This window comes from Neptunomonas antarctica (genome assembly GCF_001305295.1).
In the GTDB taxonomy this organism is placed as follows: domain Bacteria; phylum Pseudomonadota; class Gammaproteobacteria; order Pseudomonadales; family Balneatricaceae; genus Neptunomonas; species Neptunomonas antarctica.
Window position 1 is genome coordinate 136,728 of the sequence record NZ_LJSI01000026.1, and the last position, 26,292, is coordinate 163,019.

Consider the following 26,292-nt stretch of genomic DNA (forward strand, 5'->3'; position numbering starts at 1 on the left):
TGAAGCAGGCAAACCTATTAAATACTCTCGTGGTGAAGTTACTCATTTAATCGATACTTTTCAGGTCGCCGCTGAAGAAGCGACACGCATCTATGGTGGAGTGAAAGACAGCGGCTTAGGCCGTGAAGGAGTACGTTTTGCCATTGAAGATATAACAGAGCTAAAACTCATGGTGCTTAGAACGCCTAAATAAAAACTTCTGACGCTTTATTAAAAGCCGATAATCTCTTTTTCAAATGAGGTTGTCGGTTTTTTTATTTCCAACTGCACAATATGAGCAACCACTCTTTATAAAAAGAGCGCGCAGAAACAATGATAATTGCATACAATCAACAACTTAAATCTTGCAATATTATTACTCACGCTGGTATTTTTCTACAGCTTCTAAGCAATTCGAGATGAATCTTACTAAATGACTAAACTAAGCCCGCGTGCTCTTGAATACCTGAATGCCGTAGCCCGTTTCGGGTCGTTGCGTAAGGCCGCTGCTAAGCTGAATGTAGATCCCTCAGCAATTAGTCGTCTCTTAGCTCTGTTAGAAGAAGAAGTCGGCTTACCACTTTGGGAACGGAGTAATCAGGGTAGTCGTATAACCATGGTAGGAAACGAGCTACTCGACTACTACCGCCAGATTCAGGCAAGCGAAGCTGCCACGTTATCGCGTATTTATGACCTGCGGGGACTACGTAAGGGTAAGGTGAAAATCGCTGTTGGGGAAGGTTTTATCGCGGACCTTATCTCCGCCCCCTTGCAAGATTTCATAAGCCGTTATCCAGGCATTCAAATCAGCGTCGAAATGGCGGGAGCGAATGAGGCGATCCAACTTATCAAGGACGATCAGGTAGACTTTGGTATTGTCTATGCCTGCCCAGAAGCAGTCGACTTACGATGTCATGTTGAAAGACGCCACCCACTAGATCTGATTGCTCCGCCAGATCATCCCTTAGTAGCGACCAACCAACCGGTAAATTTCAAGGATATACGTCAATATCCACTTGCATTGATCGACAGTGAATTCGGTATGGGTCGCCTGGTCCGTCTGACCGAAGAAGTTGAGCACATCCGTTTTGTCCCGAGCTTACGCACCAACTCGGTCTCTGTATTGAAAAATTTTGTGGCCTCTGGACTGGGGATAACCTTTATGCCTCAACTCACTGTTGAAGCTGAGATCCGGGCAGGAATTATCCGCTCATTAGCAGTCAATCATCCGCTGCTATCTGAAGCAAAGGCCAAAGTGGTCAGTCATAATAGGCGCGAATTGACCCTCCCGGCAGAAGCTTTAATGAAGCACCTACAAAGCAGCATGAGCTTTCTTAATGAAGACGCCCCTCTTCTCAGCACTCCCTTTTCTAAAAACCGATAGCTTATTAAGCATTGAGTGAGAGGTTACGATATAACACATCGCCTTCTGTTCTGAGTGAACTCGTTAACTTTACTTCGTGTTGACTTAAAATCAACACATCTCTGCTTGAATTGTCAACGCATCATCATATATGTTGTCATAAGGTCGGATTTTGACCGCCATAAAAACACTAATCTACGCGGGAAAAAAAATGAAAAACAAACTTACTATCACTGCTCGTAAGAGTCTGCTCAAAGCGTGTGCAATGGGGGTTGGTGTACTCTTAACATCACTTTCTGTTAATGCTCAAACAGACATAAACTTAAGCTACACGGGCACACCAGACGCAGAAAAAAATGTCTTGCATCTTTTTGCTAGTAACCTTCAACGCCTGGTTGAAGAAAAAACTAATGGCGAGCTGTCATTAAAGCTGTATCCGAACAGCATGCTCGGTGAAGAAGGTGAGCGCATGGAGCAGGTAATGAATACGCCAAGCCTGAATATTGCCTCTTTCGCCGGTATATCACCGCAGTTTCCCGAAATCTTTGTCAGTGCAATTCCATTTATGTTTTCCGATTTCGAGAAGGCACGACATTTCTTTGATGAGGGAGAGTACTGGAAAGCGGCACAAAAAGAGTTCTTCAGTCGCACTAACACGCATTTGTTAGCCGTTGTTGAAGAAGGAGGCTTCTTAGCCTTTACTAATAACAAGCGCCCGATCCACTCTCCAGAGGATTTCAAAGGTCTACGCTTCCGTGCTATGGATAAAAGCCAGGTAGCTCTATATGAGGCATTTGGTGCATCGGGCACTCCGATTCCATGGACTGAAGTTTACATGGCTCTGCGCACCGGTGTTGCTGACGGACAAATGAATCCTCCGATGTATATTATCCTTGGAAGCTTGCAGGAAGTGCAGAAATATCTAACTCTTGCCAACATACAGTACTCTGACCAGTTTCTTGTGGCTAACGACGAATTGCTGAATAGCCTCACTACTTCCCAGCGCATTGCACTGACTGAAGCAGTCACCGAGGCAAACAACATCAATCGTAAGGCGGTAGAAAGTCAGGTAGAGGACCGTATTAAATTCTTAGCCGACAATGGTATGGAAGTGTACCGCCCTACAGCCGAGGAATTAAAAGCATTTCAGAATATTAGTCAGCCGTCTTTCATAAGCTGGCTTAGTGAGCAAAATATCGATCAAAAATGGATTGATCTGGCTATAAAAGACGCCGGTATTCAGTAACTATCCCCAGACTACTTAGACGGTGGCTAACTGCCACCGTCGCAAGGTATTTCTATGCGTATAAAACTAATAAATAAGCTATGCCAGGGATTACTGCTGATTGCATCGTCACTGTTTGTGATCAATGTCTGCGTTTTACTTTATGGTGTAGTGGCCCGCTACATGATAGGTCACTCTCCAATCTGGATGGATGAGCTGTCACGTTATCTCATAATCGGAACTGTACTACTCGTACTTGCTCCTGCCTGGCTACAAAATAAGCACATGCGTGTTGAATTCATCGAAAATTTTCTCCCCCATCAACTAGTGATATTGATAAGAGTTTATACATGGCTTCTGATGACCTTTCTAAGTGGTTATGTAGCCTGGATCAGCTGGCAATACGCGTTTTCTGTATCTCGTTTCATGACCATGGGACTTGATATCAGCAAGACCGTTCCACTTATGGCATTGCCAGTCGGCTTTGCTTGCCTCTCTCTGGTTGCTTTTCTCAAAGGCCCTCAATTAAACCGCTATAGCTCTAATAGCACAAAGGGGTAGACCATGTTGCTGGCAATGTTCACAACCTTTTTTATAAACTTATTACTGGGCATACCGCTCTTTCTCAGTCTTTTGTTAACAGCGGTAGTCGGCTTTTTAGTTACCGATCCCGTTTTATTATCTCGAATGATCCCTCAACAGTTTTTTGGTGGCATGGATTCATTTTCTCTAATGGCGATACCGTTATTTATTCTGGCCGGAAATCTTATGAACGGTGCAGGCATGACGGAGCGACTAATGCGACTTGCTCGAGTTTTGGTGGGTCATCTTCGTGGCGGCCTCGGCTATGTTAATGTTATATCCAGTGTCTTCTTTGCTGGCGTGAATGGTTCAGCAGTAGCTGATACCTCAGCACTTGGCTCTCTGTTGGTTCCAGCGATGAAAAAAGAAGGTTATTCAACTGCTTATGCGGCAGGGTTGACCGCCGGAAGTTCGTTGATTGGGCCTATTATCCCCCCGAGTATCTTCATGATTCTCTATGCCTCGCTGACCAACACTTCTGTCGGTGATTTATTTCTGGCAGGCGTAATTCCTGGGTTGTTGCTAGGCGCGGCTTTTATGGCCATGAACTGGGTATATGCTCGACGGGCCAATCTACCTGTCAGTGGAAAAAGACCTAACATGGTAGAGTTCAGCGCCGCTTTGTTTGGTGCCGTCCCAGCGTTAATCGCTCCTTTTATCATCGTTGCAGGAATTGTATTCGGCTTCGTAACGCCTACTGAATCTGGCGCACTGATTGTCATATACGTGGCAGTTGTCGGCATACTGTATCGTGAGTTGAAATTACACGTTTTATGGAAAGCAGTGCGTGACACTGCAATGCTGACCGGCACTATATTTATAATCATGGCCGCATCTTCAATCATCAGTTGGTTGCTTTCTTACGCACAAATTCCCAGCCAATTTGCCAGTATGTTGTCACCTTTTCAGGATAATCCAGTGTTGGTATTGCTACTACTGAGCGCAATCACCTTTATTACCGGTATGTTTATGGAAGAAGTCTCCGCACTAATTCTTCTAACACCCATTTTTGTGCCAGTGGCAACAATGGCAGGTATCGATCCGGTTCACCTAGGTATCGTAATTACGCTGAATATAACTATCGCATTGATTACGCCACCTATGGGGGCATGTGTATTTGTTGCGGCAGCAGTGAGCGACCTTGAGATCATAGAGATGTTCAAATCAATTTGGCCTTTCGTTTTGTTGGCAATTGGCGTTCTTTTACTGCTAATTCTGTTTCCGCAAATTACGTTGCTTCTTCCCAACTTAGTAGGCTAATCAGATGAAAAAACATCAATACGTTGCTATTCCAAACATACCTCAGCCTGATTGGGAGAAACTTAAACAGATACCAATTACTGAATGTAAAGAAGCACTTCAACCGGCCAGTTTGCTGCAAGGAACAGTGCTCGTTTATCCGGCATATTTCAAAATGGGGATACCAAGCGCACCACCTGAATGCCATCTTCGGCTTAGTGTTTATAATCGAATAGTGCATGCCGCTTCTCAATTACCGAGTGAATTCCGCTTAGTGATACTAGATGGTTGGCGTCCATTTTCTGTTCAACAACACTTATACGATACGTTGATCAATCTAATGGAGCACACATATCCTGATGTCAGCGCCGAAGAATTAGCATCCGAAGCAAGAAACCTGGTGTCGCCACCTAGCAATTTAACTTCCGCTCCGAGCCCTCACTTAACGGGTGGCTCAATCGATCTGACGCTAGCCGATCAAAACGGGCGAATATTAAATATGGGTACACTGTTTGATGAAGCAAGCCCTCTGTCGTACACAGCAAGCTTGGAAGGCATTAGCTCACTAAGCCCAGCGCAACAAGTTGCCCGTGACAATCGCCGGGTACTCTACAATGTAATGATTGATGCAGGGTTCACAAATCTGCCAAGCGAATGGTGGCATTTTGATTTTGGTAACCAATTATGGGCTTGGCATAGCGGTAACCAGCAAGCAATCTATGGGGCCACACATCCGGGCTCTCTGGAGTCTCTATGGCAGGAACAACTTCGCAAAAGCAAACCTCTATTTCATCCATAACCTAATTCTAAAGGGGGTTATTGAGCCCCCTTTTATTACATTTAAAATAACTATTCCATTGAAGTTTTTGTAAAACTAAACAGAATAACCTCCGAAATATTTTTCCGCTTTCTGGTAGCGTCAAAACTTCAGGGTAATCCCCCCGATAATTAATAGTCTTGTTAAAAAAGGGAGGATTACCCGTTTTGCATAATCCTGCGTTTAAAGGGCCTAGAATGAATGTCCGCATCTGTGATGTTATAACTACAGCTTCGATAAACTGTTTAATTATTTACATATCCAGTCCATATAACGATGTTTTTTGATCAAGCGTCTCTGCAAACCCGCTAACAAGCTCCCTGACTTTTAGTATTCTAGGACTACTCTCAAAAATTTGGACGTTATACCGCAGGTACCGCGATTAAATACACCCCCTCTACACTGCTGGGTGAAGGAACTCATCAGCATCTTCCTACCGGTCAGACGCTGGGCATGCGCTTTCATTCAGCAGACGCCAGCTGGCACATCTTTGCTTTTGCTGGAAAAGAACACCCGATGTCTGACGACTGTCGCGTAAAAGCGCTGTGTAATTTCCTCCAGACGGATCATATGTCACCCATCAAGCTACACACACCACAGGGTGCTGATAGGGCAAATATGGTTTAGTTGACTATAAAAAGTATTCTGTGCTGACACAGCCGGCAATAAGGACTTTTTCGATATGCGGGGCATCGATCGCGAACAGGGGTGTATTATTATTGTCCGCCCGGGTCAGTATGTTGCTGAAGTGTTGCCTTTAAATGACTTTGAAGGTCTGACCCGCTTTTTTAAAGAGGTTCTGATTAACGTCTAAAATAGACTCTGCTGTTAATACATAAAAAAGCCCCTGACTCATTCATGAGCCAGAGGCATTATTATTAGTTAAGCCATATTACTAGTTAATCCATACCACTAGTTTAGCTATTTACTCTACCATTATGGCGCAAGCTCTTCGTACGCCAGTCCAACATATTGCTCGGCAATAACCCGGCGTCCGTTTTCAGAGCTCAGATAATAATCCAGTTCAGAATCCATAAAGCGTTTAAACGTGGCGGCATCCATATCCCCGGATTCCATCTGACCAAAGTTATGCAGCATATTACTCATCCACCATGAGAATCGCTCGCCATTCCACACGCGACGCAGCGCAATATCGGAATATTGGGTAATACATTCAGGGTCGTTCTCTTTATATACCCGAGTCATAATCTTATAGAGAGTCGCCACATCAGAAGCCGCTAAATTAAGCCCCTTCGCGCCGGTTGGCGGCACAATGTGTGCAGCATCACCGACCAGAAACAGACGCCCATATTGCATAGGTTCACAGACGAAAGACCGTAACGGCGCAATGCTCTTTTCCAGGCTTGGGCCGGTCACTAAGTTTTCTGCTACATCAGCAGGCAATCGCTTCTTCAATTCTGCCCAGAACGCATCGTCCGACCAGTCTTCAACCTTGTCAGTCAGCGGCACCTGCAGATAATAGCGAGAACGCGTTTCAGAACGCATACTGGCCAGTGCAAAGCCTCGCTCATGCTTACAGTAGATCAACTCACTGTGAGCCGGAGGCGTATCACTTAGCAGGCCAAGCCAGCCAAACGGATAGACACGCTCAAATTCGGTTCGTACATCCTCTGGAATTGTCTGACGGGACACCCCATGAAAACCATCACAACCCGCAATGTAGTCGCACTGCATCTCATACTGTTCGCCGTTGTGCTTAAAGGTAACTGACGGGGTATCTGACTTCACATTGTGCGGTTGTACTTCTGATGACTCATAGTAGGTCGTCAGCCCTGCCGCTACACGGGCATCCATCAGATCCTGAGTAATCTCAACCTGGCCATAGCACACCACTGTTTTACCACCGGTCAATCCTTTCAGATCAATATGCACTCGGTTACCGTTCGCACAAATCTCAAACCCATCATGCACATCGCCATGCGCATCCATTCGTTCAGCGACACCCGCCTCACGTACTAAATCGGCAAAGCCCTGTTCTAGTATTCCGGCACGAATACGGCCAATGACGTACTCACCGGTAACCCGCTCCAGAATAATATTGCTAATGCCCTGCTTTGACAGCAACTGCCCAAGAAGGAGGCCTGAAGGACCGGCACCGATGATGGCAACCTGAGTTTTTATAGTGTTCATAACAATTCCCGTCTTAAGCACATAGAGCAGTATTGCCCTGAATTATTTATGTCAATATTCAGGCAAACGAGAAAATTATTGAATAGACTAATCCAACTATGGATTGTACTTTTCTAACAGTATTGGAGATAAAGGAGAGATAAGCAGCCTATCCTGTAAAGGACTTCAGGCGCGTAATCAGGTATCCCGTTGGCTGCGAAAAGCACCAGGACTAAGCCCCACGCGTTTTTTAAAGAAACGAGAGAAATATGCCGGGTCTTTAAACCCCAGATCATAAGCGATCAGTGAAGCAGGTGCCGCGGTATAGATCAGAAAGCGTTGTGCCTCCAGTATTAATCGATCCTGTAGCAACTCGCCAACCGTTTTTCCGACGACAGCGGAACAGGCACGGCTAAGCCCCATCGTTGTAGTGTTCAGCCTCTCGGCATAATTACTGGCCGGTAAGTGGTCACGATAATGTAATTCTATTAACTGACACAGTTCTTTATAGCGCTGCTCATAGCGTGAGCCCGACTCACTACTACTGTAGGCGGAATGGAGCTTACGACCGATCCGAATCAAGAGTGAGTACAATAACCATTCAAACATAACGACCTTGCCCATCTGGTTATCGCGGTACTCCCGATTCAGGCTGGCAAACTGCTGATCTATCAACGGCTGATCCGGGTCATTTTCTGACAAGGGTATGATCAGAGCCCTACTCAATAGCTCATCTTTAAAAGGGAACCGGTGCTGAAACTGCTCATCCTGAACCAGTAGTTGTGACACCGTCACCACAGACCCCTCAGTATTTTCCTTATAAAACTGGAAGCCATGGACGACCCCATGGGGAATCGTGATCAGGCAAGGCGCCGTCTCCTCCTGCTCAAGACCGTCGATATGTATTCTGACGCCACCTTTGCGCACATAAACCAACTGAAACATTTTGGGATGAGTATGGATATTGATTGTCCAATCAAAGAGTTCTGCCCGGGTACGGATATCTTCAATATGGATAAACTCAGGATCTTCCCTAGAAGGCTCTTCACTGTAGAGTGCATAGGTGGAAATTAGCCCCTCGCCCTTTCGCTGAATGTTATTTTTATTCATGCTTTTCAGTACACCATCGCGATTTTTTGATATCGAGTGTTATAAAAGTACAATCCTTTGTCCTGAAAATCCATTTTTAACTGTCCTATCCATTCATAGAGCGCACACAAATCCACTAACTATTAAGCCAGAATAAAATAGACTGATTCAATAAAATCGATGTGATATTTACACCCTAAGTATGCATAAGTGACATCCGAAAAATCAGGAAGACAAAAGCAACCGAAATGTTGCTTTATTTGATATTAGCGTTGGTTTGGTAGCACGTCTGCTTTGGGTTATGGTTCAGTGAATGAGCAACCTAAATGGCTCAGAATCGAGCAAGTGTTTGGCAGGTTCGTGCCAAAAGCGGTCAGTCGTTTAACGGCAACTTTATGCTTTTGACTGAATCTAATATCTTTTTACTATCAAGAATGATTGGGCATCAATTTTTTGGCTAAGCGATATGTATCGGTAGTGATGGTAGTAAGTGTTTCAGGTATGGAATAAATATTAAGCGCTTATCAATGCCAGTTGGTTTAGTGCAATAACTTGTAATTCTCTCGCTATCTTACTATTGCTCTTCATACATTCATCGAGGAGCTTAGTTAATGCTTGTTTGTTATGTTCAATCAAACCATCAAATATTTGGTATGCAGTTGACTCAGGGACATTAAATTTTTGTATTTGCTCTACAAAAATTTGCTTAGACGGGGCATTTTTATTCTTGTTAGCGAGCGGAACAAATGACATCCGTATCTCGCCATCTTTTTTGAATATATTTGGAATAATTACATCACTGACTTTATCGACTATCGAGTCAAATCGATTGATGTTAATCGAACCAACATTAGGTACATTAATTTTTACATCACAAGATAAAACGATATTGGATGGAACGGCAATGCGATAGTTTTTATAAAAATGAAATGCATCAAAGCTGCCATGATAACGAGTCAATACTTCAGATTTAAACATCCCTTCCACACTGACGCCATTGTCCGCTGTATAGGCGATTCCAGCTGATGAATGATTTATGAGATCTATAATAGGCATGATTTTGGACTCATTTTCTATGCGGATCTGTCGACTAATAAAATACTCATTCAAATAATCTTTAGGTTTTTTTTTGTCAAAATCGGGATAATCCCAACCAAAAAGCACCAGATATTGCTGCATTATTTTGGGAAGGCGGCATAATTCTCTATGATAGTCATCTAACTCAGTAATAGCACCATTACCCCAGCCAAAAAAGCGTTGATATTTTTCAAAAAAATCAATCAGTTTAGGGTTCAGATCGGTTTTGGCTTTTACTTTAAGCTGATTACTGCGATCTAAATAGAGTAGATTTGGTGATATCAAGAGCTCGGGTGGCGTCACTATTTTTATAGCTTTATTCACGTCTAAAGGGTATATTCCATGGCCATAAATGCCCTTGCGAAGTTCGATATTATTCGCTGTCCCGCCTAGAGTTCTAAATTCTTCAAGGATTTCTGAGAAGTTCATTGGAGAGAGCATCTTTCATCGTCATTATTCAATGCCTAATTATAGGTTATATATGGCTTTACTGATAACAAATGTATTGGAAATGTAAGCCTTATGTTCTTTCTAAAAAATGATAACAAAAAAGCTGAATTAAAAGTAGTAACAGAAACTCAGGCTATCACTTTTGTCTCAACGGTAAAGTCAGAGCACAATATTTTTATTAAACACCTCGCTAAATTGATGTTGTTTTTAGCGGTATTTATCATTTCTCCATCCGTTCATGCGATGCAGGTTTTTGTTAAAACGTTGACAGGCAAAACAATCACCCTAGATGTTGAACCTAGTGACAGCATTGAAAATGTTAAACAAAAAATCCAAGACAAGGAAGGTATTTCACCTGACCAGCAGTCACTTATTTTCGCAGGAAAAACCCTTGAGGATGGCAGAACGCTATCAGATTATAATATTCAAAAAGAGTCCACTCTTCACCTTGTTACAGTCCTTGTTCCTGCTGAAACGACCATTTTTGACAACCCGACAAATAACTCAACTATCATCGGGCAAATTTCTGGTCAGTTGTTCAGTACACAACGCTTTACCAGTCAGCAAACAAATAATATTAACGATCATTTTTTGTCATTACATCAGCGTTTTAATGTTGAGAATATCCAGAGCGGTCTTAATGCCGGCAATCCTATCTTCAATGCCCTGTCATCACTGCTTTATAACGTTGTAGAACAAGATGCCTCCAACAATTATCCTGCGGATTTCGGCACAAGTAATTCAATATTGCTAGCTGATAATAGTGAGAACAATTATCTTCCCACTCAAGACAATATTTTTAGTAATAAGCTGATGAATTTGTGGTTTTCTGGCAGCTTAGACTATGGTTCTTTTGATAGACAAAATCAAAAAAATAAATTTTCTTCTCAGGGTATAACGATCGGCCTCGATTATTTGGCAACTAATGCTGTTATTCTCGGTGGAGCCGTTGGATATGGTTTTGATAAAACTAAGAATGATGATTTTGGTAGTCAAACAAAGTCGCATCAAGTGACTCTCATTCTTTACAGTAGCTATCAACCAATAAGTAATTGGTATATTGATGGGCTCATCGGTTATGGTGATCTGTCATTTGACAATGATCGCTGGTCTAATACCGATAGCCAAATGTTATCAGGTTCTCGTAATGGCAATGTTGTGTTTGCAAGTGTAGGCCTTAACTATCTTATTTATGCTAACGATATAACATTTCAGCCCTATTTAAGTGCAAATGTCTCATCAATCAGGCTTGATAGCTACACCGATACAGGAGACAGCATATATGGGCTTAGTTATGATAAATCTAAAACCAATTCTGAAACCCTCTCAACAGGCTTGAATGTTTTATATGATATTCAGTTGAAAGCCGCGACATTAACCCCGTCAGTCAAAATTTCGTATAGTCATAATTCCTCAGGTAGCTTTTCTCAGAATATGATGTATTCCGATCCAAGTGCAACCGGTAATACTTATAATTTGAGATCAGCGAGCTCTCCTCAAGATATGGCAACTCTTGGACTAGGTTTAAAATATAAGGCATCACAAGGGGTATTTGTTAACCTTGAGTATCTTACTTCAACCGGCTCAAATTCCTACCATTCAAATACATTTAATTTCGGGATTAATATCCCCTTGTAGGGTAATGGTTTAATGATCCTGTAGGCATTTATAATCTAAATATCAGCTTGGGGTCGATACCTACCATACTCTTCCGTTCGCTCAGCGTTCACTTTCAAGGATTTAGATGACTGGGCAAGGGCTCTTGGTCTTGAGACTCTACGGTCATAATGCTATCCATGTTAAGGCGGGCAAAATTAGGCTGCAAACGACACGAATTTAACCGCAGTGCGCGCGATAACCGGAGCCCGATTGTATAGATGTATCGGTTAAGCTTTCTCTCTATCCGACTATCCGATTCACTAAAAGGGCCACATGAGCGGCCCTTTTAGTGAATAGATATCTCAACCGCGAATTCAACTATCCTGCTTCTGGCTCAAAATATAATCACGGTACTTCATATCTTCGGTCAGGATATGATGTCTCAACCAGCCCTGCAGATATTCATTCACAGAATCACCCAGAATAAACGGACTCTGAGGAAAGCGGGCATAGGTTGAGCGGATAGTTTCGAGCCATTCATTGAAGTTTTCATGTTCTTTCAGATGTGCTTTCAAGCCAGGAAAGCCTACTTTTCTCATGTGCTCCTCTTCACGACTAAAATGCTCGATGGTATAGCGTTTCAGGCGATCAAGGATCAGATTGATATAATCATGGCTGATATTCGCATTACTAAGGTCATCAACGAGCTGAAACAGGCCCTTATGATCGTCGTCGATACGGGTATCACCGACGCTCAAATCACTGGTCCACTTTACGGTTGTCATAGTTAATTCTCCTTAAAGCAAGCCAAGCGCCAGAGCCGGAAATATAATAATCAACGCCAGACGTACAATGTCAGACAATACAAACGGGAATACACCTTTAAAGATCTCTTTAATCGGAATATGCGGCGCCACTGACTTAATAACAAACACGTTCATGCCCACCGGTGGCGTAATCAAACCCAGCTCAACCGTAATAACGGCAACAATACCGAACCATATCGGATCAAAACCTGCCGCCTGAACCAACGGGAAAACCACCGGCACAGTTAATAGCAACATGGCAATACTATCCATTACACAGCCTAGCACTATGAACAGCATCAGTACGCAAAACAGAATCATATAAGGAGTCAGTTGCATGCTGTCAACAATCTCAACCAACGAAAACGATATTCTGGAAACCGACAGAAAATAACCAAAGATCTCTGCCCCAATAATCATGAAAAAGATCATCGCAGACATAAACAGGGTTTCCTCTACCGCCTCTTTAAACTGCTGGAACTTCATACCCCGGAATAAAGCGATAAAGAAAGTACCTGAAGCACCCACCGACGCCGCTTCTGTCGGGGTAAAGATACCCGTATAAATACCGCCGATAATCAGAGCAAATACACCGGTAAAAGGTACCAACCCTTGCAGACCGACAATTTTTTCAGTCAGAGACGTAGGTTTACCCGGCTGAGCCAGATCAGGATTCAGCCAAACGACGATGGCGATCGTGGCGCAATACAGCACCAGTCCCATAAGGCCCGGAATAACACCGGCAATGAACATCTCACCGACGGACTGCTCCGTAATCAGTGCATACAACAGCAGCGCAATAGAAGGAGGGATCATAATGCCCAGGGTACCACCGGCAGCCAGCGTACCTGAGGCCAGTGATTGAGCGTAGCCGTTCTTTTCCATCTCAGGCAAGGCCACCCGGGACATACTGGCCGCCGTTGCCATTGACGAACCAGAGATAGCGGAGAAAATACCGCAAGAGGTTACTGCCGCCAGTGCCATACCACCACGCCAACTACCAAACAACGTACGGGCACCTTCAAACAGCTCCTGAGACATTCGCGCTTTGGAGGCAAACACACCCATCAGAATAAACATAGGAATAGGGCTGAAGCTGTAGTTCGACAGTGTTTCAAAAGGACCACTATCAAGAATCGCCACCGCTGGCTGAAACGCAACAATGGAAGTAAAACCGATAAAGCCGGTAGCCGCCATGGCCAAGGCAACAGGCATGCGCAACGCGATCATGCCCAGCATACCCAGTATGCAGATAAAACCGATCAGAGGAGCACTCATGAGATATTATCTCCCTTCCAGAAAAACAAGCAACGCAGAGAGATCAACAGTGCAGCAATACACAGCATAGCCGTGGCAAATGCGCTGACTGCGTAGAGATAATAAAGCGGGATTAGCAAATCCTGTGTCGTTTCACCGGTCATCTGCGATTGTCCTACTGCATGAATGAAGCGGTAGCTCATGCCTCCACCCAGCGCGACAAAACCCAGCATATAAGTACCTTCCAGGACCGCTTTCATGCGTGCCGAAAATTTTTCAGTAAACAGATCAACAATTACCTGGGAGCGGCCTATTGAATAAGGCAAGGCAAACAGCACCATCATTAACAAGCCGTATTTAATCAGCTCAACACCCCCAATAAAGGTCAGATCAATACCTCCATCGGTCACGTCAAATAGCAATCGCGCAAGTACATCAGCAAGGGTGACAAACATCATTGAAACGAGGATTATGCCACTGATCACATGCATCCCATGGGACAAGCGGTCAAAAAACCGGCTAAATACCTTCATAATTCTCTCCAGTTTGCAGGCAGGACTATACCGGTATCAGCAGACACCCGACAAAGTTCAGTGTTAGACCATACCCTGCCGGGTCAGACCGCAAGCCTGAGATTCAATTCAGACTTCGGCCAGAACAGTTACTTTACTGACAGGTAGCTGCCAGCTCCTGAGCGCGGGCATACACCTTACGTGCAGGCAGACCTTTAGCTTCCAGTTCGGCAAGATACTCTTCAGAGGCTTTATCCAGTACTGGTTTCCATGCTGGATTATTGATACCACCTTCTACCGTGTAGATCTCATGGCCTTTAGATACAGCCTGAGCACGACCCTGAATATCCTGAGCATCAAAGACACCGGCCGCAATCTGTGACCATTCAGAACCCGAGTTGTTATCGATCACCTTTTGCAGATCTTCAGGCAGACTGTTGTATACGTCTTTATTCATAGTGACGAGGAATGACAGCGTATATAACCCCCCCACCTCAGTGTGCTTAGGTGTCAGATCATTGATACGAAATATCATCTGGCCTTCCCAAGGCAAAGCAACACCATCAATGACACCCCGCTGTACAGACTGATAAGCCTGAGGCGCTGGCATACCGACAGGTTGAGCACCCAGACCTTCCAACAATTTAGCCACAACCGCCGTCGGACGACGAATACGCAGGCCTTCGAAGTCAGTAGGTTCTTTAATGAGCTTTTCAGTGGTATGAATATGTCCCTGTCCGTGAGTAAACAGAAACAGCGGTTTAGTATCGCTGTACTCATCACTGATCAAGCCTTCATTATACAAACTCTGAATAACACAGGAGCCATGTGCCGCATTTTTCACAATACCCGGCAGCTCTACAACCTGCGTCAGAGGAAAGCGATTAGCCGTATAACCCTGCACCGTCATTGTGACATCTGCAATACGATTTTTTACAGCATCGTACTGGGCTGGCGGCTTCGCCAGAGTCGAAGACGGATAAACTTCAACTTCGATACGGCCTCCGGACTCGGCTGTAACTTTATCGGCCCAGGCTTGAGCGATATGCTTATGCTGACCAGCGACCGGCGGGAAAAAATGAGCCAGGCGCAGTGTAAAGTCTGCTGCCTGAACCGGAGCCTGAATCATCATTGCAACAGTCAGAGCTAGCGCTGCTTTAAGCATCGGCTTTTTCATAGGAGATCTCCTGATTTTATTTTTATAATCTATTGATTTAATTATATTTTAATTTTTTTATCCGCTTATATAAAGGCTCTTATAAAAACTCTTATAAAAGGTGCTTATAAAAAGCTCAGACAAATTCTTCTGTATCAACTTCTGCCTGCGTCGCCACGTTATAACGGGACCCAATGACAGTATTCTGATTTATAATCTGATCCAGCTGGCGGTATGCGTCAGCGCTCAGCGTGATTTCAGCCGCACTGAAGTTCTCTTCAAGATGGCGTAAATTCGTGGTCCCGGGAATCGCAACAACATGCTCCCCCTGCCCCAGCGTCCAGGCCAGCGCCAACTGAGCCAACGTACAATTTTCCTGTTGTGCAAGCCTTTCAATTTGGTCTAATAACTGCAGATTTTGCGCATAATTTTCAGCGTCAAAGCGCGGCATACTACGACGAATATCCTTCTCAGTCAGGACATTAATATCGCGCAATTTACCGGCCAGAAATCCACGTGCCAACGGACTAAAAGCAACAAACGTTATCTCCAGCTCACGACACGCATCCAGAACCGCAATTTCAGGATTGCGGGTCCACAGGGAGTATTCGGTCTGCACCGCCGCAATTGGATGAACGGCATGGGCTTTACGTAATGTATCTGCAGAAACTTCTGATAAACCGATATCACGAATCTTACCTTCGGCGACCAGATCTGAAAGCGCACCAACGCTCTCTTCAATCGGGACATTACGATCCCAGCGGTGTAGGTAGTAGAGGTCAATTACATCAGTTTGCAAACGACGTAAACTATCTTCACAGGTCTGTTTAATTACCTCAGGACGACCGTTGATCTCACGTACGCCGGCAGCGTTTTTAAACATGCCACACTTGCTGGCCAGCACAAATTCGCTGCGACGCTGCTTCAGCACTTTGCCCAACAGAATTTCGTTATTACCGAAGCCATACAGAGCGGCTGTATCGAACATATTGTAGCCAAGATCCAGCGCTTTAAGCAGCACCTGCTCAGCCTCTTTCTCTGAAGGAGGCGCGCCATAGGCATGGGACAAATTCATACATCCCAGACCGATCGGAGCACATTCAAGCGAGCCAAATTTACGTGTTGTCATAGTCACCTCTGCTAAGTCCGCTATGAGTCAGCAGCGTTCAGGCATTGTTCCAGACGATCCAGTGTTTCCATTGCCGGGTAGCATTGGGACAGGCTGGAATTCGGTTCACGGCCTTCACTAATCGCCGCAAAAAACTCGCGATCCTGCAACTCGATACCATTGAAAGAGACCGCCACGCCAGACAGGTCGATCGGATTACCTTTACCATCTTCAAGATCGTCATAACGGGCAACATACGTACCCTTATCACAGATATAACGAAAGAAAGTACCGAAAGGACCCTCGTTGTTAAAAGAAAGAGAGAGAGTACACAACGCACCATTTGGCACTTTCAAACCGATGCTCATATCCAGGGCAATACCCAGGTCCGGATGGATCGGGCCCTGCATCGCCTGAACCTGCGAAGCGGTTTCACCGGTCTGGTACTGAAACAGGTCTACCGTGTGACAAGCGTGATGCCACAACAGGTGATCAGTCCATGAACGGGCCTCACCTTTTGCATTGGTATTGGTACGGCGAAAGAAGTAGGTCTGAACATCCATCTGCAGCACGTTAAGCTCACCGGCCTGTATCTTATTGTGAATCCACTGATGACTCGGATTAAAGCGACGGGTATGCCCCGCCATCGCTACCAGCCCGGTCTTTTGCTGAAGCGCTACAATTTTTTTAGCGTCTTCAATATCATCGGCCATCGGGATCTCGGTCTGTACATGCTTACCCGCCTCAAGGCACTGAACCACCTGAGCGGCATGCACCTGTGTCGGAGTCGCCAGAATAACGCAATCCACATCATCACGCGCCAGGCTCTCAGCCAGATCCGTCGTGTAATGAGGGATATTATGCTCAGCAGCAAACGCTTTGATTTTTTCCAGATCAGAGCCACCCACGATCGATACAACTTCAGCATTGTCGATCGCATTGATCGCTTCCAGGTGCTTCATACCAAAAGCGCCAGCAGCGCCTGCAATACATACTCTTATCATCCTGCTTACTCCGTTTATCTTGCAACTGACCTGAAGCACAGGCCGATCTGTTCTTTAGAAACTATCACTGGCATCTGGACGAAGATAATTAAATAACCGGTATGGATATTCATTTTTTGCATAGAGGTCATTTTTTATTGATCATCAGTATCGGTAACCTGGTTCGACAAACGCAACCCATTAACAAATGAAAGCTGCGTCTTTGTTGGCTTCCAACTCTTTCTTACGGTAATTCCAATGGGACGACAGGCATGCACAAGATCATAAGGAACAGGTTTTAAAATCCCCATAGATAGTTCATGTTGAATCTGATGTTCAGAAATAATGGTCAGCCGATCACTGCCCAGCAACAATGATCGGATCAATACCTGCGAGCCACTTTCAACCAACCGCTTGGGAGCCTCTAAGCCCGCGTCAGAGAACAGCGACTCAAAGATCATCCGCGTAGGAGTCCCGCTATGGGGTACGACCCACGGATATTTTCGTAAAGTTTCCAGGTCAACATTCTCAATCTGATACAGCGGATGGTCGGGACGAGCGACTATCGCAACCGGAGAAGAGAACAGCTCCTGCTGCATAACATCATCAGCAGGTGCAGGAAAACGCAACGCGCCCAGCAGCATATCAAGATCACCGTGGCGCAGATGATAAAGAAGATCATCGTAGGGACCATCATTAATTTTGAGACGAAAATCGGGAAACTGTTCTGAAAATCCAATGATCGCTTTAGGCAACAAGGAGGTTCGTGCCAATGGCATACTGCCGATCACCAACTGCCCCACCTCACGGTTATGCCATGCATCCACTTCATCCCGGCCCTGATTAATTTCAGAGAACGCCAGCTTGCAAGCCTTCGCCAGCGCCCGGGCGGCTTTAGTTGAGCTGATACCGATACTGGTCTTTTCGAACAGAACTACATCCAATAGCCCTTCCAATTCTCTGGCTGCACGATGTATAGATGACTGAGAAATCCCTAAATTTCGCCCCGCTATACTGAAATTCTGTGCTTCAGTCACCGCGATCAGGGCGCGTAACTGAGTGGTGGTTAGTTGCTGTAACAGATGACCGGGTTGCCCTTTACTGTTACCCAACCGCACTGCTCCCTGCAAGCCGTCCAGAACCATATCGAGTGCCCGCTGCACCCTGGAAGCAAACAGTTCTCCTGACTCACTGACAAACATGCCATCACTGCGCCGCTGAAATAAAACCGTACCCAAAGCGGTTTCCAGTTTCACTATCGCCTGAGTGATCGCGGGTTGCGAAAGAAACACCTTCGCTGAGGCCTTACTAATACTCTTACACTGAACAACCTCGAGAAAAACTCTAAGATGCCTAATATTCGGGACTTCAAACGCCATTCGACTACTCTCCTGAGACCTCGGAAAAACATATCCTATCTCAAAAACTAATACCAATACTTTAAAAACTGAATAGCCATCTCCCCCAAAATAACTCAATACTGTAGATAATTATCCGGTAGCACCGTCACCGGGGCTGTATGGACAAGAAAGACTATATAGAGGACTGAAAATGATTATCGATTGCCATGGACACTACACCACCACTCCACCAGGCGTGGGTACATACCGGGATCAGCAAAAAGCCGACATCGCTAAAGATCCCTCTTATAAAGGCGAAAAAGGTAAAGTTATTGTCAGCGACGATGAGATCATTGAAAGTATTGTGACGAACCAGTTGCGTTTGCAACAGGAACGCGGCACCGACCTGACTATCTTCTCACCCCGCGCGAGCTGGATGGGACACCATATTGGCAATCAATACACCAGCCAGTATTGGACCGAACATCAGAATGACCTGATTAAAAGGGTCTGCGATCTTTTCCCTAAAAACTTTGCACCGGTCGCTCAGCTACCACAGTCTCCCGGTGTTGATCCGGCAAAGTCCGTTGCAGAACTCGTACGTACCGTCGAAGAGATGGGCTTTATAGGTTGTAACCTTAACCCTGACCCCTCCGGCGGGCATTGGCAGGATGCGCCTCTGGGCGATAAATCTTTCTACCCGCTGTATGAAAAAATGTGTGAACTGGATGTTCCGGCCATGATCCATGTGAGCGCGTCATGTAATGATTGCTTCCATACGACCGGATCCCACTATCTGGGCGCCGACACCACCGGTTTTCAGCAACTGATCATGTCCGATGTTTTCAAAGACTTTCCTGAATTGAAAATAATCATTCCTCACGGTGGCGGCGCTGTGCCTTACCATTGGGGACGCTTCCGCGGTTTGATGCAGGATCAGGGCTATGAGCCACTGGAAGTCTCTGCACTCAAAAACATCTATTTTGATACCTGTGTTTATCACCAGAAAGGCATTGATCTGCTGCTGGATATCGTCCCTACCGAAAATATTCTGTTTGCATCTGAGATGATCGGTGCCGTCAGGGGTATCGACCCGGAAACCGGCCACTACTTTGATGACACTAAGCGTTATATCGATAACAACACGCTTTTAAATGCAGAACAAAAAAAGATGATTTTTGAAGGCAATGCCCGCCGGGTATTTAGCCGTTTGAAGATCGTAGAATAATAAAAAGGAGATTCCCGATGCAGAAAAATGTTGTAGTGCAAAATATCGAGCGGGCCGATCCTGACGTTATTGCGGCCTTAGGTAAATGTGGTGTTGCCACAATTCATGAGGCACAAGGTCGTCGCGGTTTGCTGGCAGACCACTTACACCCTATTCAACAGGATGTCACTATCGCAGGCTCTGCCATCACTATCTCTGGTGCGGCCGGGGACAACTGGATGATGCACGTTGCTATCGAGCAATGTAAAGAAGGCGACATCATGGTGTTTGCACCCACGTCTCCTTCAAATTTTGGTTTCTTTGGTGACCTTCTCGCGACGTCTGCTCAGTCTCGCGGCGTTGTCGGTCTCATCATTGATGCCGGCGTTCGTGACACCCGCGACCTGCGTCAAATGAATTTTCCTGTTTGGGCTAAGCATATTTTCTCTCAGGGAACTATTAAAGAAACCCTCGGCTCAGTCAACATTCCTATGGCTTGCGCGAATGCGATCATTAATCCGGGTGATATCATCATCGCAGATGATGATGGTGTGGTTGTCGTGCGCCGCAAAGAAGCTGAAGAAGTTCTCGCAGAAGCGCAGGCCCGCGAAGCGCGTGAAGAAGACAAACGGGTTCGTATGGCCAATGGCGAGTTGGGGTTGGATATCTACAACATGCGTGCTCGTCTTGAAGAGAAAGGCCTCAAATATGTCTAAGTCGGCGCGTTGTATGTGGATGCGAGCCGGCACATCGAAAGGTGCTTACTTTCTGGCAGACGACCTACCCACTGACACGACAGAACGAGATGCATTTTTATTGCGCATCATGGGATCTCCGGATCCCCGCCAGATAGACGGTATTGGTGGCGCAGACCCACTGACATCGAAGGTGGCCGTGGTGCGCAAATCTGATCGGGAAGGCGTTGATGTCGATTACCTTTTTTTACAGGTATTTGTCGATCAGGCGATTGTTACTGATGCGCAAAACTGCGGTAATATTTTAGCCGGTGTAGGCCCATTCGCGATAGAACGCGGGCTGGTTACCGCCGCAGAAGGTGAAACAACGGTTATCATCTTTATGGAAAATACGGCGCAAATTGCCATTGAACAGGTGCCGACGCCTGGCCGTAAAGTGACGTACGAAGGCGACGCCCGGATTGATGGCGTTGCAGGCACGGCCAGCGCTATTCCTGTGACTTTTTCAGATACAGCGGGTTCCAGTTGTGGCGCGTTACTGCCGACAGGCAACCAGTTCGATATTATTGATGGCATTGCAGTGACCTGTATCGACAACGGCATGCCTGTCATCGTCATCAATGCAGCAGACATGGGTATTACCGGTACAGAAAGTCGTGAGATGCTGGAACAGAATGAGCTATTAAAAGCCAAACTCGAATCGATTCGATTACAAGCAGGCCCCATGATGAACCTGGGTGATGTGACTAACAAATCGGTCCCCAAGATGACCATGGTGAGTGCACCCACCCACGGTGGTTGCATCTCGACACGTACCTTTATACCGCATCGTTGCCATGCCTCTATTGGCGTATTGGGCGCGGTCAGTGTTGCCACGGCCTGCATCTTGCCCGGTTCACCGGCATACACCCTGGCTAACATTCCAGAAGGTTCGCGCAAGGTATTAGCGGTTGAACACCCTATCGGTGAAATGACGGTTATTTTAGATATAAACAGCGAAGGCAATGCCGACAACGCCGCTATTTTAAGAACGGCGCGCAAGCTGTTTGATGGCGAAGTCTTTGCCTAAGCAGTCTTTGCCTAAGCAGTCTTCGCATAATAAGAATTTGAGGAATAAAAATGGACGCAGATTACCTACCTTTCCACCCGAACCCAAGCAAGCCAGCCTTCAAAGCACCCGCTGGCGCTGTGGATGCACATTGTCACGTATTTGGTCCTGCGGATAAATTTCCGTACCATCCAAAGCGTAAATACACACCTTGTGATGCCTCTAAAGAACAACTTTTTGCCTTGCGTGACCATTTAGGCTTTTCTCGTAACGTTATCGTTCAGGCGTCTTGTCACGGTACCGATAACGCAGCACTGCTTGATGCCCTGCGCACTGCCGGTGACCTGGCGCGCGGTGTTGCGGTGGTTGATCCTTATATCACCGATGAAGAATTAGCCCGGATGCACGAAGCCGGTGTACGCGGTGTGCGCTTTAACTTTGTGAAACGTCTGGTCGATTCAACACCAAGGGAAGTATTTCTGAACATTGCCGCCAGAATCAAAAAACTGGGATGGCACATTGTTGTCTATTTCGAAGCACCCGATCTGGCCGATCTGATCCCGTTCCTGAAACAACTGGATACCGTCATTGTTGTCGATCACATGGGACGCCCTGATGTAACCAAAGGCGTTGAGCATGAAGATTTCCAGCGCTTTGTTAATCTGCTCGCTGAAAACACAAACATCTGGACAAAAGTAAGTTGCCCGGAGCGTCTGACACAGCAAGCACCGGATTACAGTGATGTTGTTCCTTACATGCGTATGTTGGTTGAGAAATTCCCGGACCGCGTTCTTTGGGGAACAGACTGGCCACACCCGAACATGACATCCCATGTACCTGACGATGGACAATTGGTTGATGTTATCCCTGAAATCGCCCCAACAGCTGAACTGCAACAAGCGCTGCTGGTCGACAATCCAACGAGACTGTACTGGTCGTAAGGAGAGTTACAATGTCCTATCTGGATAATCCAACCCCAATTCCTGGCACCTATTTTTTCGATGGGAAAATGGCGTCTAAGGGGTATAACCTGAATAAGATGTGCTACACCTTCAACGATAAGCAAGCACGTGAAGAATTTCTGAAAGACGAAATGGCGTATTGCGATAAATTCGGACTGTCCGATGTGCAAAAACAAGCCATCAAAAACCGTGATGTAATTGGCTTACTGGAAGCAGGTGGCAACATCTACTTTTTAGCTAAATTTACCGGCATCTTAGGTTTAAACATGCAAGATGTCGGCGCCATTCAAACTGGCATGAGTGTCGAAGATTTTAAAGCAATGCTGGTTAAGGCAGGAGAATAAAAATGGCAAAGATTATAGGCGGTATCACCACATCCCACATTCCTGCTATTGGTAGAGCTATTTCTCTGAACATTGAGGAAACGCCTTACTGGAAACCTTTCTTTGATGGCTATCCTCCGATTCGTAAATGGTTAGGCGAGAAAAAACCCGATGTTGTCGTGTTGTTTTATAACGATCATGGCCTTGAGTTTTTTCTAAATAAAAAGCCGACCTTCAGTATCGGTGTTGCACCACAGTATATTAGTGCTGACGAAGGTTGGGGAATCGCGACAATACCGCCAGTAACGGGTGAAACAGAGCTATCATGGCATATCTGTAACACGTTGGTAGAAGATGAGTTTGATATCACTATTTGCCAGGAAATGAAGGTCGATCACGGCCTGACTGTGCCTTTGCAGCTGATGTGGCCTGGCAATACATACGGTCACATCAAAGTGATTCCCGTTTGTATAAACTGTGAACAGCATCCGATGCCTTCATTGAAACGCTGCTTTAATCTGGGCCGTTCTATTGCCAAAGCAATCGAATCCTTCGATAAAGATCTGAATGTTGTAGTCTTTGGTACGGGTGGATTATCCCACCAGCTGGACGGCCAACGTGCTGGTTTTATTAACAAGCCTTTCGACCTGATGTGTATGGATAAGATCGTTAACCAGCCAGAAGAACTGTTCCAGTACAGCGTTCGCGATCTGGTTGAACAAGCCGGAGCACAAGGCCCTGAACTGAATATGTGGATGGGCATGCGCGGTGTTTTGAGCGGCAAGGTAACCGAGCTTCACAGAAACTACCATATACCTATTTCGAACACCGGTGCAGGCACCATGTTATTGGAAAATAACTAAAAGCCAACATCGCCGCCTCACAGGATTACATCCCTTAGGGCGGCATACTTCTCAACGGCAATGGAATTGCAGTCTCTATTCTTAACCATGACCTCAATAGCATGACCTCAATTATTTGAATCACCTCACCGATTTCTTTATTGATACTCGTAGACTATGGTGCGGTGCGGTTAGGACTTATCCCGCCAACAAGCCTGTTCATGCTAATAACGATGTGTCTGGTCAGCAAAAACCTGCGTCATAAGCAATATCAGCCAGTGTGATTTTTGTATGCAATAGCCTCACAACGCATGGTGTTTCGTCCACTGATTTAAGTACTGCTATCCGGATGGTACTGATACGTTAATTTCATCGCCCAAACCAGAGTCATACGAAAAGCCTGAAGTGCGAACAGCACTCCACTATTTAGACTCATTTTCCTTTAAATACCGATAGTTGTAACGCATCCATAACGAGTGCGCGCAATCTTTACGGCTTCTGGTACCCTGCACCGCTTAAATTTAATAAAGGGTATCTTATTGTGAAAAGAGCATTGACTGCTTTGCTGGCCATGATCATCGCTTCCCCCCTATACGCAACCGTTAAACAATCGTCATCAGGCATCTGCCATTCCCCTGAAAGTCCTTATTACGAACGCACCAAAAGCTACAAACCATTCAGCACACTAGAAGCGTGTTTACATTCAGGTGGCCGATTATCGAAGAAGGCAGAGACCACTACACCTAAACAACACACAGGCAACACACGCTCCTACAGTCGTGATCAGTTTGGTCATGGTTGGGCTGATAATGACAGAGACTGTCAGGACTCAAGGCAGGAAGCTTTGATAGCGCAATCGACGGGGCAGCTACGATTCAAGACGGGGCGCGGGTGCAGGGTTATGGCAGGCCGATGGATATCACCCTTCACCAGCCTGGTGATCCACGACCCTGGAAAAATAGACATTGATCATGTAGTCCCGCTTAAATGGGCGTGGGATCATGGTGCAAATAGTTGGCCACAGCCACAACGAGAAAAATTTGCTAACGACGGAGTGAATCTTATTAGTGTTGAAGCAAGCCTGAATCGACAAAAAGGAGCAAAGGCTTTGGATCAGTGGCTGCCACCAACGAATCAATGCCAATACGTAGTGAGATTTTTACGTATTCAAAAGTCCTATGGACTGAAATTATCATCATCTGAAACAGCAAGGTTTAAGGCAGTTCGGCAGAAAGCATGTGTATAAAGGTATTAGCAATCACATCCTTCTCCTGATCAACGACCGGCCACAGGCAATGCTGTTAACCATCAATCTTACCGCTTTATTTAAGCCGCTATACCTTTGTCATAAAAGAGACACATTAGTGTCATCAAAAACCAATATAGATCCGCTAGCATGCTTTGCATTAACTTTGTTGCGATCAGGTATATTTATGAAATTATTGGCAAAAAGCACAAAATCAGTTGTTCTAATTAGCGCGCTAACGCTCATAGGTGCGATGTCTGCGTCTACCGCTCATGCGGACCTGAAATTAAATGGTTCCGGAGCTAGCTTCCCTGCGCCTATTTACGGTAAATGGTTCAAAGACTTTAGCAAAATGACTGACGGTGTTCGTGTTGACTACCAATCTAAGGGTAGTGGTGCGGGTATTCGCGATTTTATTAATGAAACAGTAGATTTTGCTGCAAGTGATGCGGCTATGAAAGATAAAGAAATTGCTCTCGTTAAAAAAGGTGCAATCCTTTTACCCGTCACTGCCGGTGAAGTTGTTCTTTCTTACAACCTTGAAGGTGTTCAAGAGCTTAAGCTTCCACGTGATGTATACCCTGCAATTTTCATGGGGAAAATCACTGAGTGGAATGACCCGAAAATTGCTGCTGCTAACCCGGGTGTTGACTTACCTGATTCAAAAATCACCGTCGTTGTTCGTTCAGATTCCAGTGGTACGAGTTATGTCTATACAAATCACTTATCTGCCATTAGCCCAGAATTTAAAGAAGCCGTTGGCGCAGCTAAGTCTCCTAACTGGCCGACCACTGGTACCCTCGTTAAAGCACCTAAAAATGACGGTGTAACCGCGACTATCAAACAAACACCAGGTTCAATTGGTTACATCGAGTATGGTTTCGCAAAACTGACTAAAATGCCAACCGCCATGCTGCAAAACCAAAAAGGTAAATTTGTAGCCGCAGGTAGTGAAACCGGTGCAGCAGCATTAGCGACAACCACATTCCCGGAGACGAACCTACCGGGTAGTGATGTTCCTGATTTACGTGCATGGGCAACAGACCCTGCAGGCGATGACGCTTACCCAATCGCTTCATTTACCTGGTTACTTGTATACAAGGACCAGGATGATGAAAAAGCGAAAGCAATGCAGAACCTGATTGAGTACATGATTACTACAGGACAAGAATCTGCTGAAGCAATGGGTTACATCCCATTACCTGCAAACGTAGTTGAGAAAGTACGTAACGCTTCAAAACTGATTAAGTAATTATT

25 protein-coding genes are annotated in these 26,292 nt (G+C 45.5%); 15 read left to right on the forward strand and 10 right to left on the reverse strand.

Translation table 11 applies throughout. The annotated features are described in order from the left end of the window. The first annotated feature begins 412 nt into the window (after positions 1-412). The 6 genes from Nant_RS05475 to Nant_RS21800 all read left to right on the forward strand — a co-directional run bounded on the left by Nant_RS05475 (position 413) and on the right by Nant_RS21800 (position 6,019). Positions 413-1,363, forward strand: coding sequence for a LysR family transcriptional regulator (locus Nant_RS05475; RefSeq protein ID WP_054340630.1), 951 nt, complete (start codon positions 413-415; stop codon positions 1,361-1,363). 190 nt (positions 1,364-1,553) lie between these two features. Then, positions 1,554-2,588 carry a TRAP transporter substrate-binding protein gene (locus Nant_RS05480; protein WP_054340631.1) on the forward strand — a complete coding sequence of 345 codons (1,035 nt, stop codon included), beginning with the start codon at positions 1,554-1,556 and terminating at the stop codon, positions 2,586-2,588. A gap of 54 nt (positions 2,589-2,642) precedes the next feature. Then, positions 2,643-3,128: a TRAP transporter small permease gene (locus tag Nant_RS05485; protein WP_054340632.1), complete on the forward strand. Its 486-nt coding sequence runs from the start codon at positions 2,643-2,645 to the stop codon at positions 3,126-3,128. A gap of 3 nt (positions 3,129-3,131) precedes the next feature. Beyond that, positions 3,132-4,409, forward strand: coding sequence for a TRAP transporter large permease (locus Nant_RS05490; protein ID WP_054340633.1), 1,278 nt, complete (start codon positions 3,132-3,134; stop codon positions 4,407-4,409). A gap of 4 nt (positions 4,410-4,413) precedes the next feature. Then, positions 4,414-5,187 (forward strand): M15 family metallopeptidase, encoded by a 774-nt coding sequence (locus Nant_RS05495; RefSeq protein WP_054340634.1) that lies wholly within the window; start codon positions 4,414-4,416, stop codon positions 5,185-5,187. A 700-nt stretch (positions 5,188-5,887) separates the two neighbouring features. Then, positions 5,888-6,019: a hypothetical protein gene (locus tag Nant_RS21800; protein WP_274378320.1), complete on the forward strand. Its 132-nt coding sequence runs from the start codon at positions 5,888-5,890 to the stop codon at positions 6,017-6,019. 122 nt (positions 6,020-6,141) lie between these two features. Here the strand turns inward: Nant_RS21800 and pobA are convergent, their stop codons facing one another. From pobA to Nant_RS05510, 3 genes are all read right to left on the reverse strand, one after another. Continuing rightward, positions 6,142-7,347 (reverse strand): 4-hydroxybenzoate 3-monooxygenase, encoded by a 1,206-nt coding sequence (gene pobA, locus Nant_RS05500; protein ID WP_202904953.1) that lies wholly within the window; start codon positions 7,345-7,347, stop codon positions 6,142-6,144. 186 nt (positions 7,348-7,533) lie between these two features. After that, complete coding sequence (locus Nant_RS05505) at positions 7,534-8,445, reverse strand: helix-turn-helix domain-containing protein (RefSeq protein WP_054340636.1); 912 nt, start codon at positions 8,443-8,445, stop codon at positions 7,534-7,536. 492 nt (positions 8,446-8,937) lie between these two features. Continuing rightward, positions 8,938-9,930 (reverse strand): hypothetical protein, encoded by a 993-nt coding sequence (locus tag Nant_RS05510; protein WP_054340637.1) that lies wholly within the window; start codon positions 9,928-9,930, stop codon positions 8,938-8,940. A 93-nt stretch (positions 9,931-10,023) separates the two neighbouring features. On the opposite strand from Nant_RS05510, the gene Nant_RS05515 reads away from it, so the two are divergent. Further along, the gene (locus Nant_RS05515) at positions 10,024-11,589 is read left to right on the forward strand and encodes an autotransporter domain-containing protein (protein WP_054340638.1); all 1,566 of its coding nucleotides are present in this window, start codon (positions 10,024-10,026) and stop codon (positions 11,587-11,589) included. Between the two features lie 335 nt (positions 11,590-11,924). On the opposite strand, the gene Nant_RS05520 is transcribed toward Nant_RS05515, so the two are convergent. The 7 genes from Nant_RS05520 to Nant_RS05550 form a co-directional block, all read right to left on the reverse strand. Further along, complete coding sequence (locus tag Nant_RS05520; protein WP_054340639.1) at positions 11,925-12,335, reverse strand: bacteriohemerythrin; 411 nt, start codon at positions 12,333-12,335, stop codon at positions 11,925-11,927. A 12-nt stretch (positions 12,336-12,347) separates the two neighbouring features. Next, positions 12,348-13,634, reverse strand: coding sequence for a TRAP transporter large permease (locus Nant_RS05525; RefSeq protein WP_054340640.1), 1,287 nt, complete (start codon positions 13,632-13,634; stop codon positions 12,348-12,350). After that, complete coding sequence (locus Nant_RS05530) at positions 13,631-14,146, reverse strand: TRAP transporter small permease subunit (protein WP_054340641.1); 516 nt, start codon at positions 14,144-14,146, stop codon at positions 13,631-13,633. The genes Nant_RS05525 and Nant_RS05530 overlap by 4 nt, the downstream gene beginning before the upstream one ends. 133 nt (positions 14,147-14,279) lie before the next feature. Continuing rightward, positions 14,280-15,302, reverse strand: a complete 1,023-nt coding sequence (locus Nant_RS05535; RefSeq protein ID WP_054340642.1) for a TRAP transporter substrate-binding protein — start codon at positions 15,300-15,302, stop codon at positions 14,280-14,282. 115 nt (positions 15,303-15,417) lie between these two features. Continuing rightward, positions 15,418-16,410, reverse strand: coding sequence for an aldo/keto reductase (locus Nant_RS05540; RefSeq protein WP_054340643.1), 993 nt, complete (start codon positions 16,408-16,410; stop codon positions 15,418-15,420). A gap of 20 nt (positions 16,411-16,430) precedes the next feature. Then, positions 16,431-17,390: a Gfo/Idh/MocA family oxidoreductase gene (locus tag Nant_RS05545; RefSeq protein WP_054340690.1), complete on the reverse strand. Its 960-nt coding sequence runs from the start codon at positions 17,388-17,390 to the stop codon at positions 16,431-16,433. A gap of 137 nt (positions 17,391-17,527) precedes the next feature. Continuing rightward, entirely contained in the window at positions 17,528-18,751 is a 1,224-nt protein-coding gene (locus tag Nant_RS05550; RefSeq protein ID WP_054340644.1) for a LysR family transcriptional regulator, read from the reverse strand. A 172-nt stretch (positions 18,752-18,923) separates the two neighbouring features. On the opposite strand from Nant_RS05550, the gene Nant_RS05555 reads away from it, so the two are divergent. The 8 genes from Nant_RS05555 to pstS all read left to right on the forward strand — a co-directional run bounded on the left by Nant_RS05555 (position 18,924) and on the right by pstS (position 26,287). Then, positions 18,924-19,940, forward strand: coding sequence for an amidohydrolase family protein (locus Nant_RS05555; protein ID WP_054340645.1), 1,017 nt, complete (start codon positions 18,924-18,926; stop codon positions 19,938-19,940). Positions 19,941-19,957: 17 nt separating this feature from the next. After that, entirely contained in the window at positions 19,958-20,635 is a 678-nt protein-coding gene (locus Nant_RS05560; protein ID WP_054340646.1) for a 4-carboxy-4-hydroxy-2-oxoadipate aldolase/oxaloacetate decarboxylase, read from the forward strand. Beyond that, complete coding sequence (locus Nant_RS05565; RefSeq protein WP_054340647.1) at positions 20,628-21,683, forward strand: 4-oxalomesaconate tautomerase; 1,056 nt, start codon at positions 20,628-20,630, stop codon at positions 21,681-21,683. The genes Nant_RS05560 and Nant_RS05565 overlap by 8 nt, the downstream gene beginning before the upstream one ends. A gap of 50 nt (positions 21,684-21,733) precedes the next feature. Beyond that, a complete protein-coding gene (locus Nant_RS05570; RefSeq protein WP_054340648.1) occupies positions 21,734-22,603 on the forward strand; it encodes an amidohydrolase family protein in 870 nt (289 codons plus the stop codon). An 11-nt stretch (positions 22,604-22,614) separates the two neighbouring features. Further along, positions 22,615-22,968, forward strand: coding sequence for a protocatechuate 4,5-dioxygenase subunit alpha (locus tag Nant_RS05575; protein ID WP_054340649.1), 354 nt, complete (start codon positions 22,615-22,617; stop codon positions 22,966-22,968). A gap of 2 nt (positions 22,969-22,970) precedes the next feature. Further along, a complete protein-coding gene (locus Nant_RS05580) occupies positions 22,971-23,810 on the forward strand; it encodes a class III extradiol dioxygenase family protein (protein WP_054340650.1) in 840 nt (279 codons plus the stop codon). Positions 23,811-24,330: 520 nt separating this feature from the next. Next, positions 24,331-25,035, forward strand: a complete 705-nt coding sequence (locus tag Nant_RS05585) for an HNH endonuclease family protein (RefSeq protein WP_202904949.1) — start codon at positions 24,331-24,333, stop codon at positions 25,033-25,035. Between the two features lie 187 nt (positions 25,036-25,222). Continuing rightward, positions 25,223-26,287: a phosphate ABC transporter substrate-binding protein PstS gene (pstS, locus tag Nant_RS05590; protein ID WP_054340692.1), complete on the forward strand. Its 1,065-nt coding sequence runs from the start codon at positions 25,223-25,225 to the stop codon at positions 26,285-26,287. Positions 26,288-26,292: the final 5 nt, after the last annotated feature.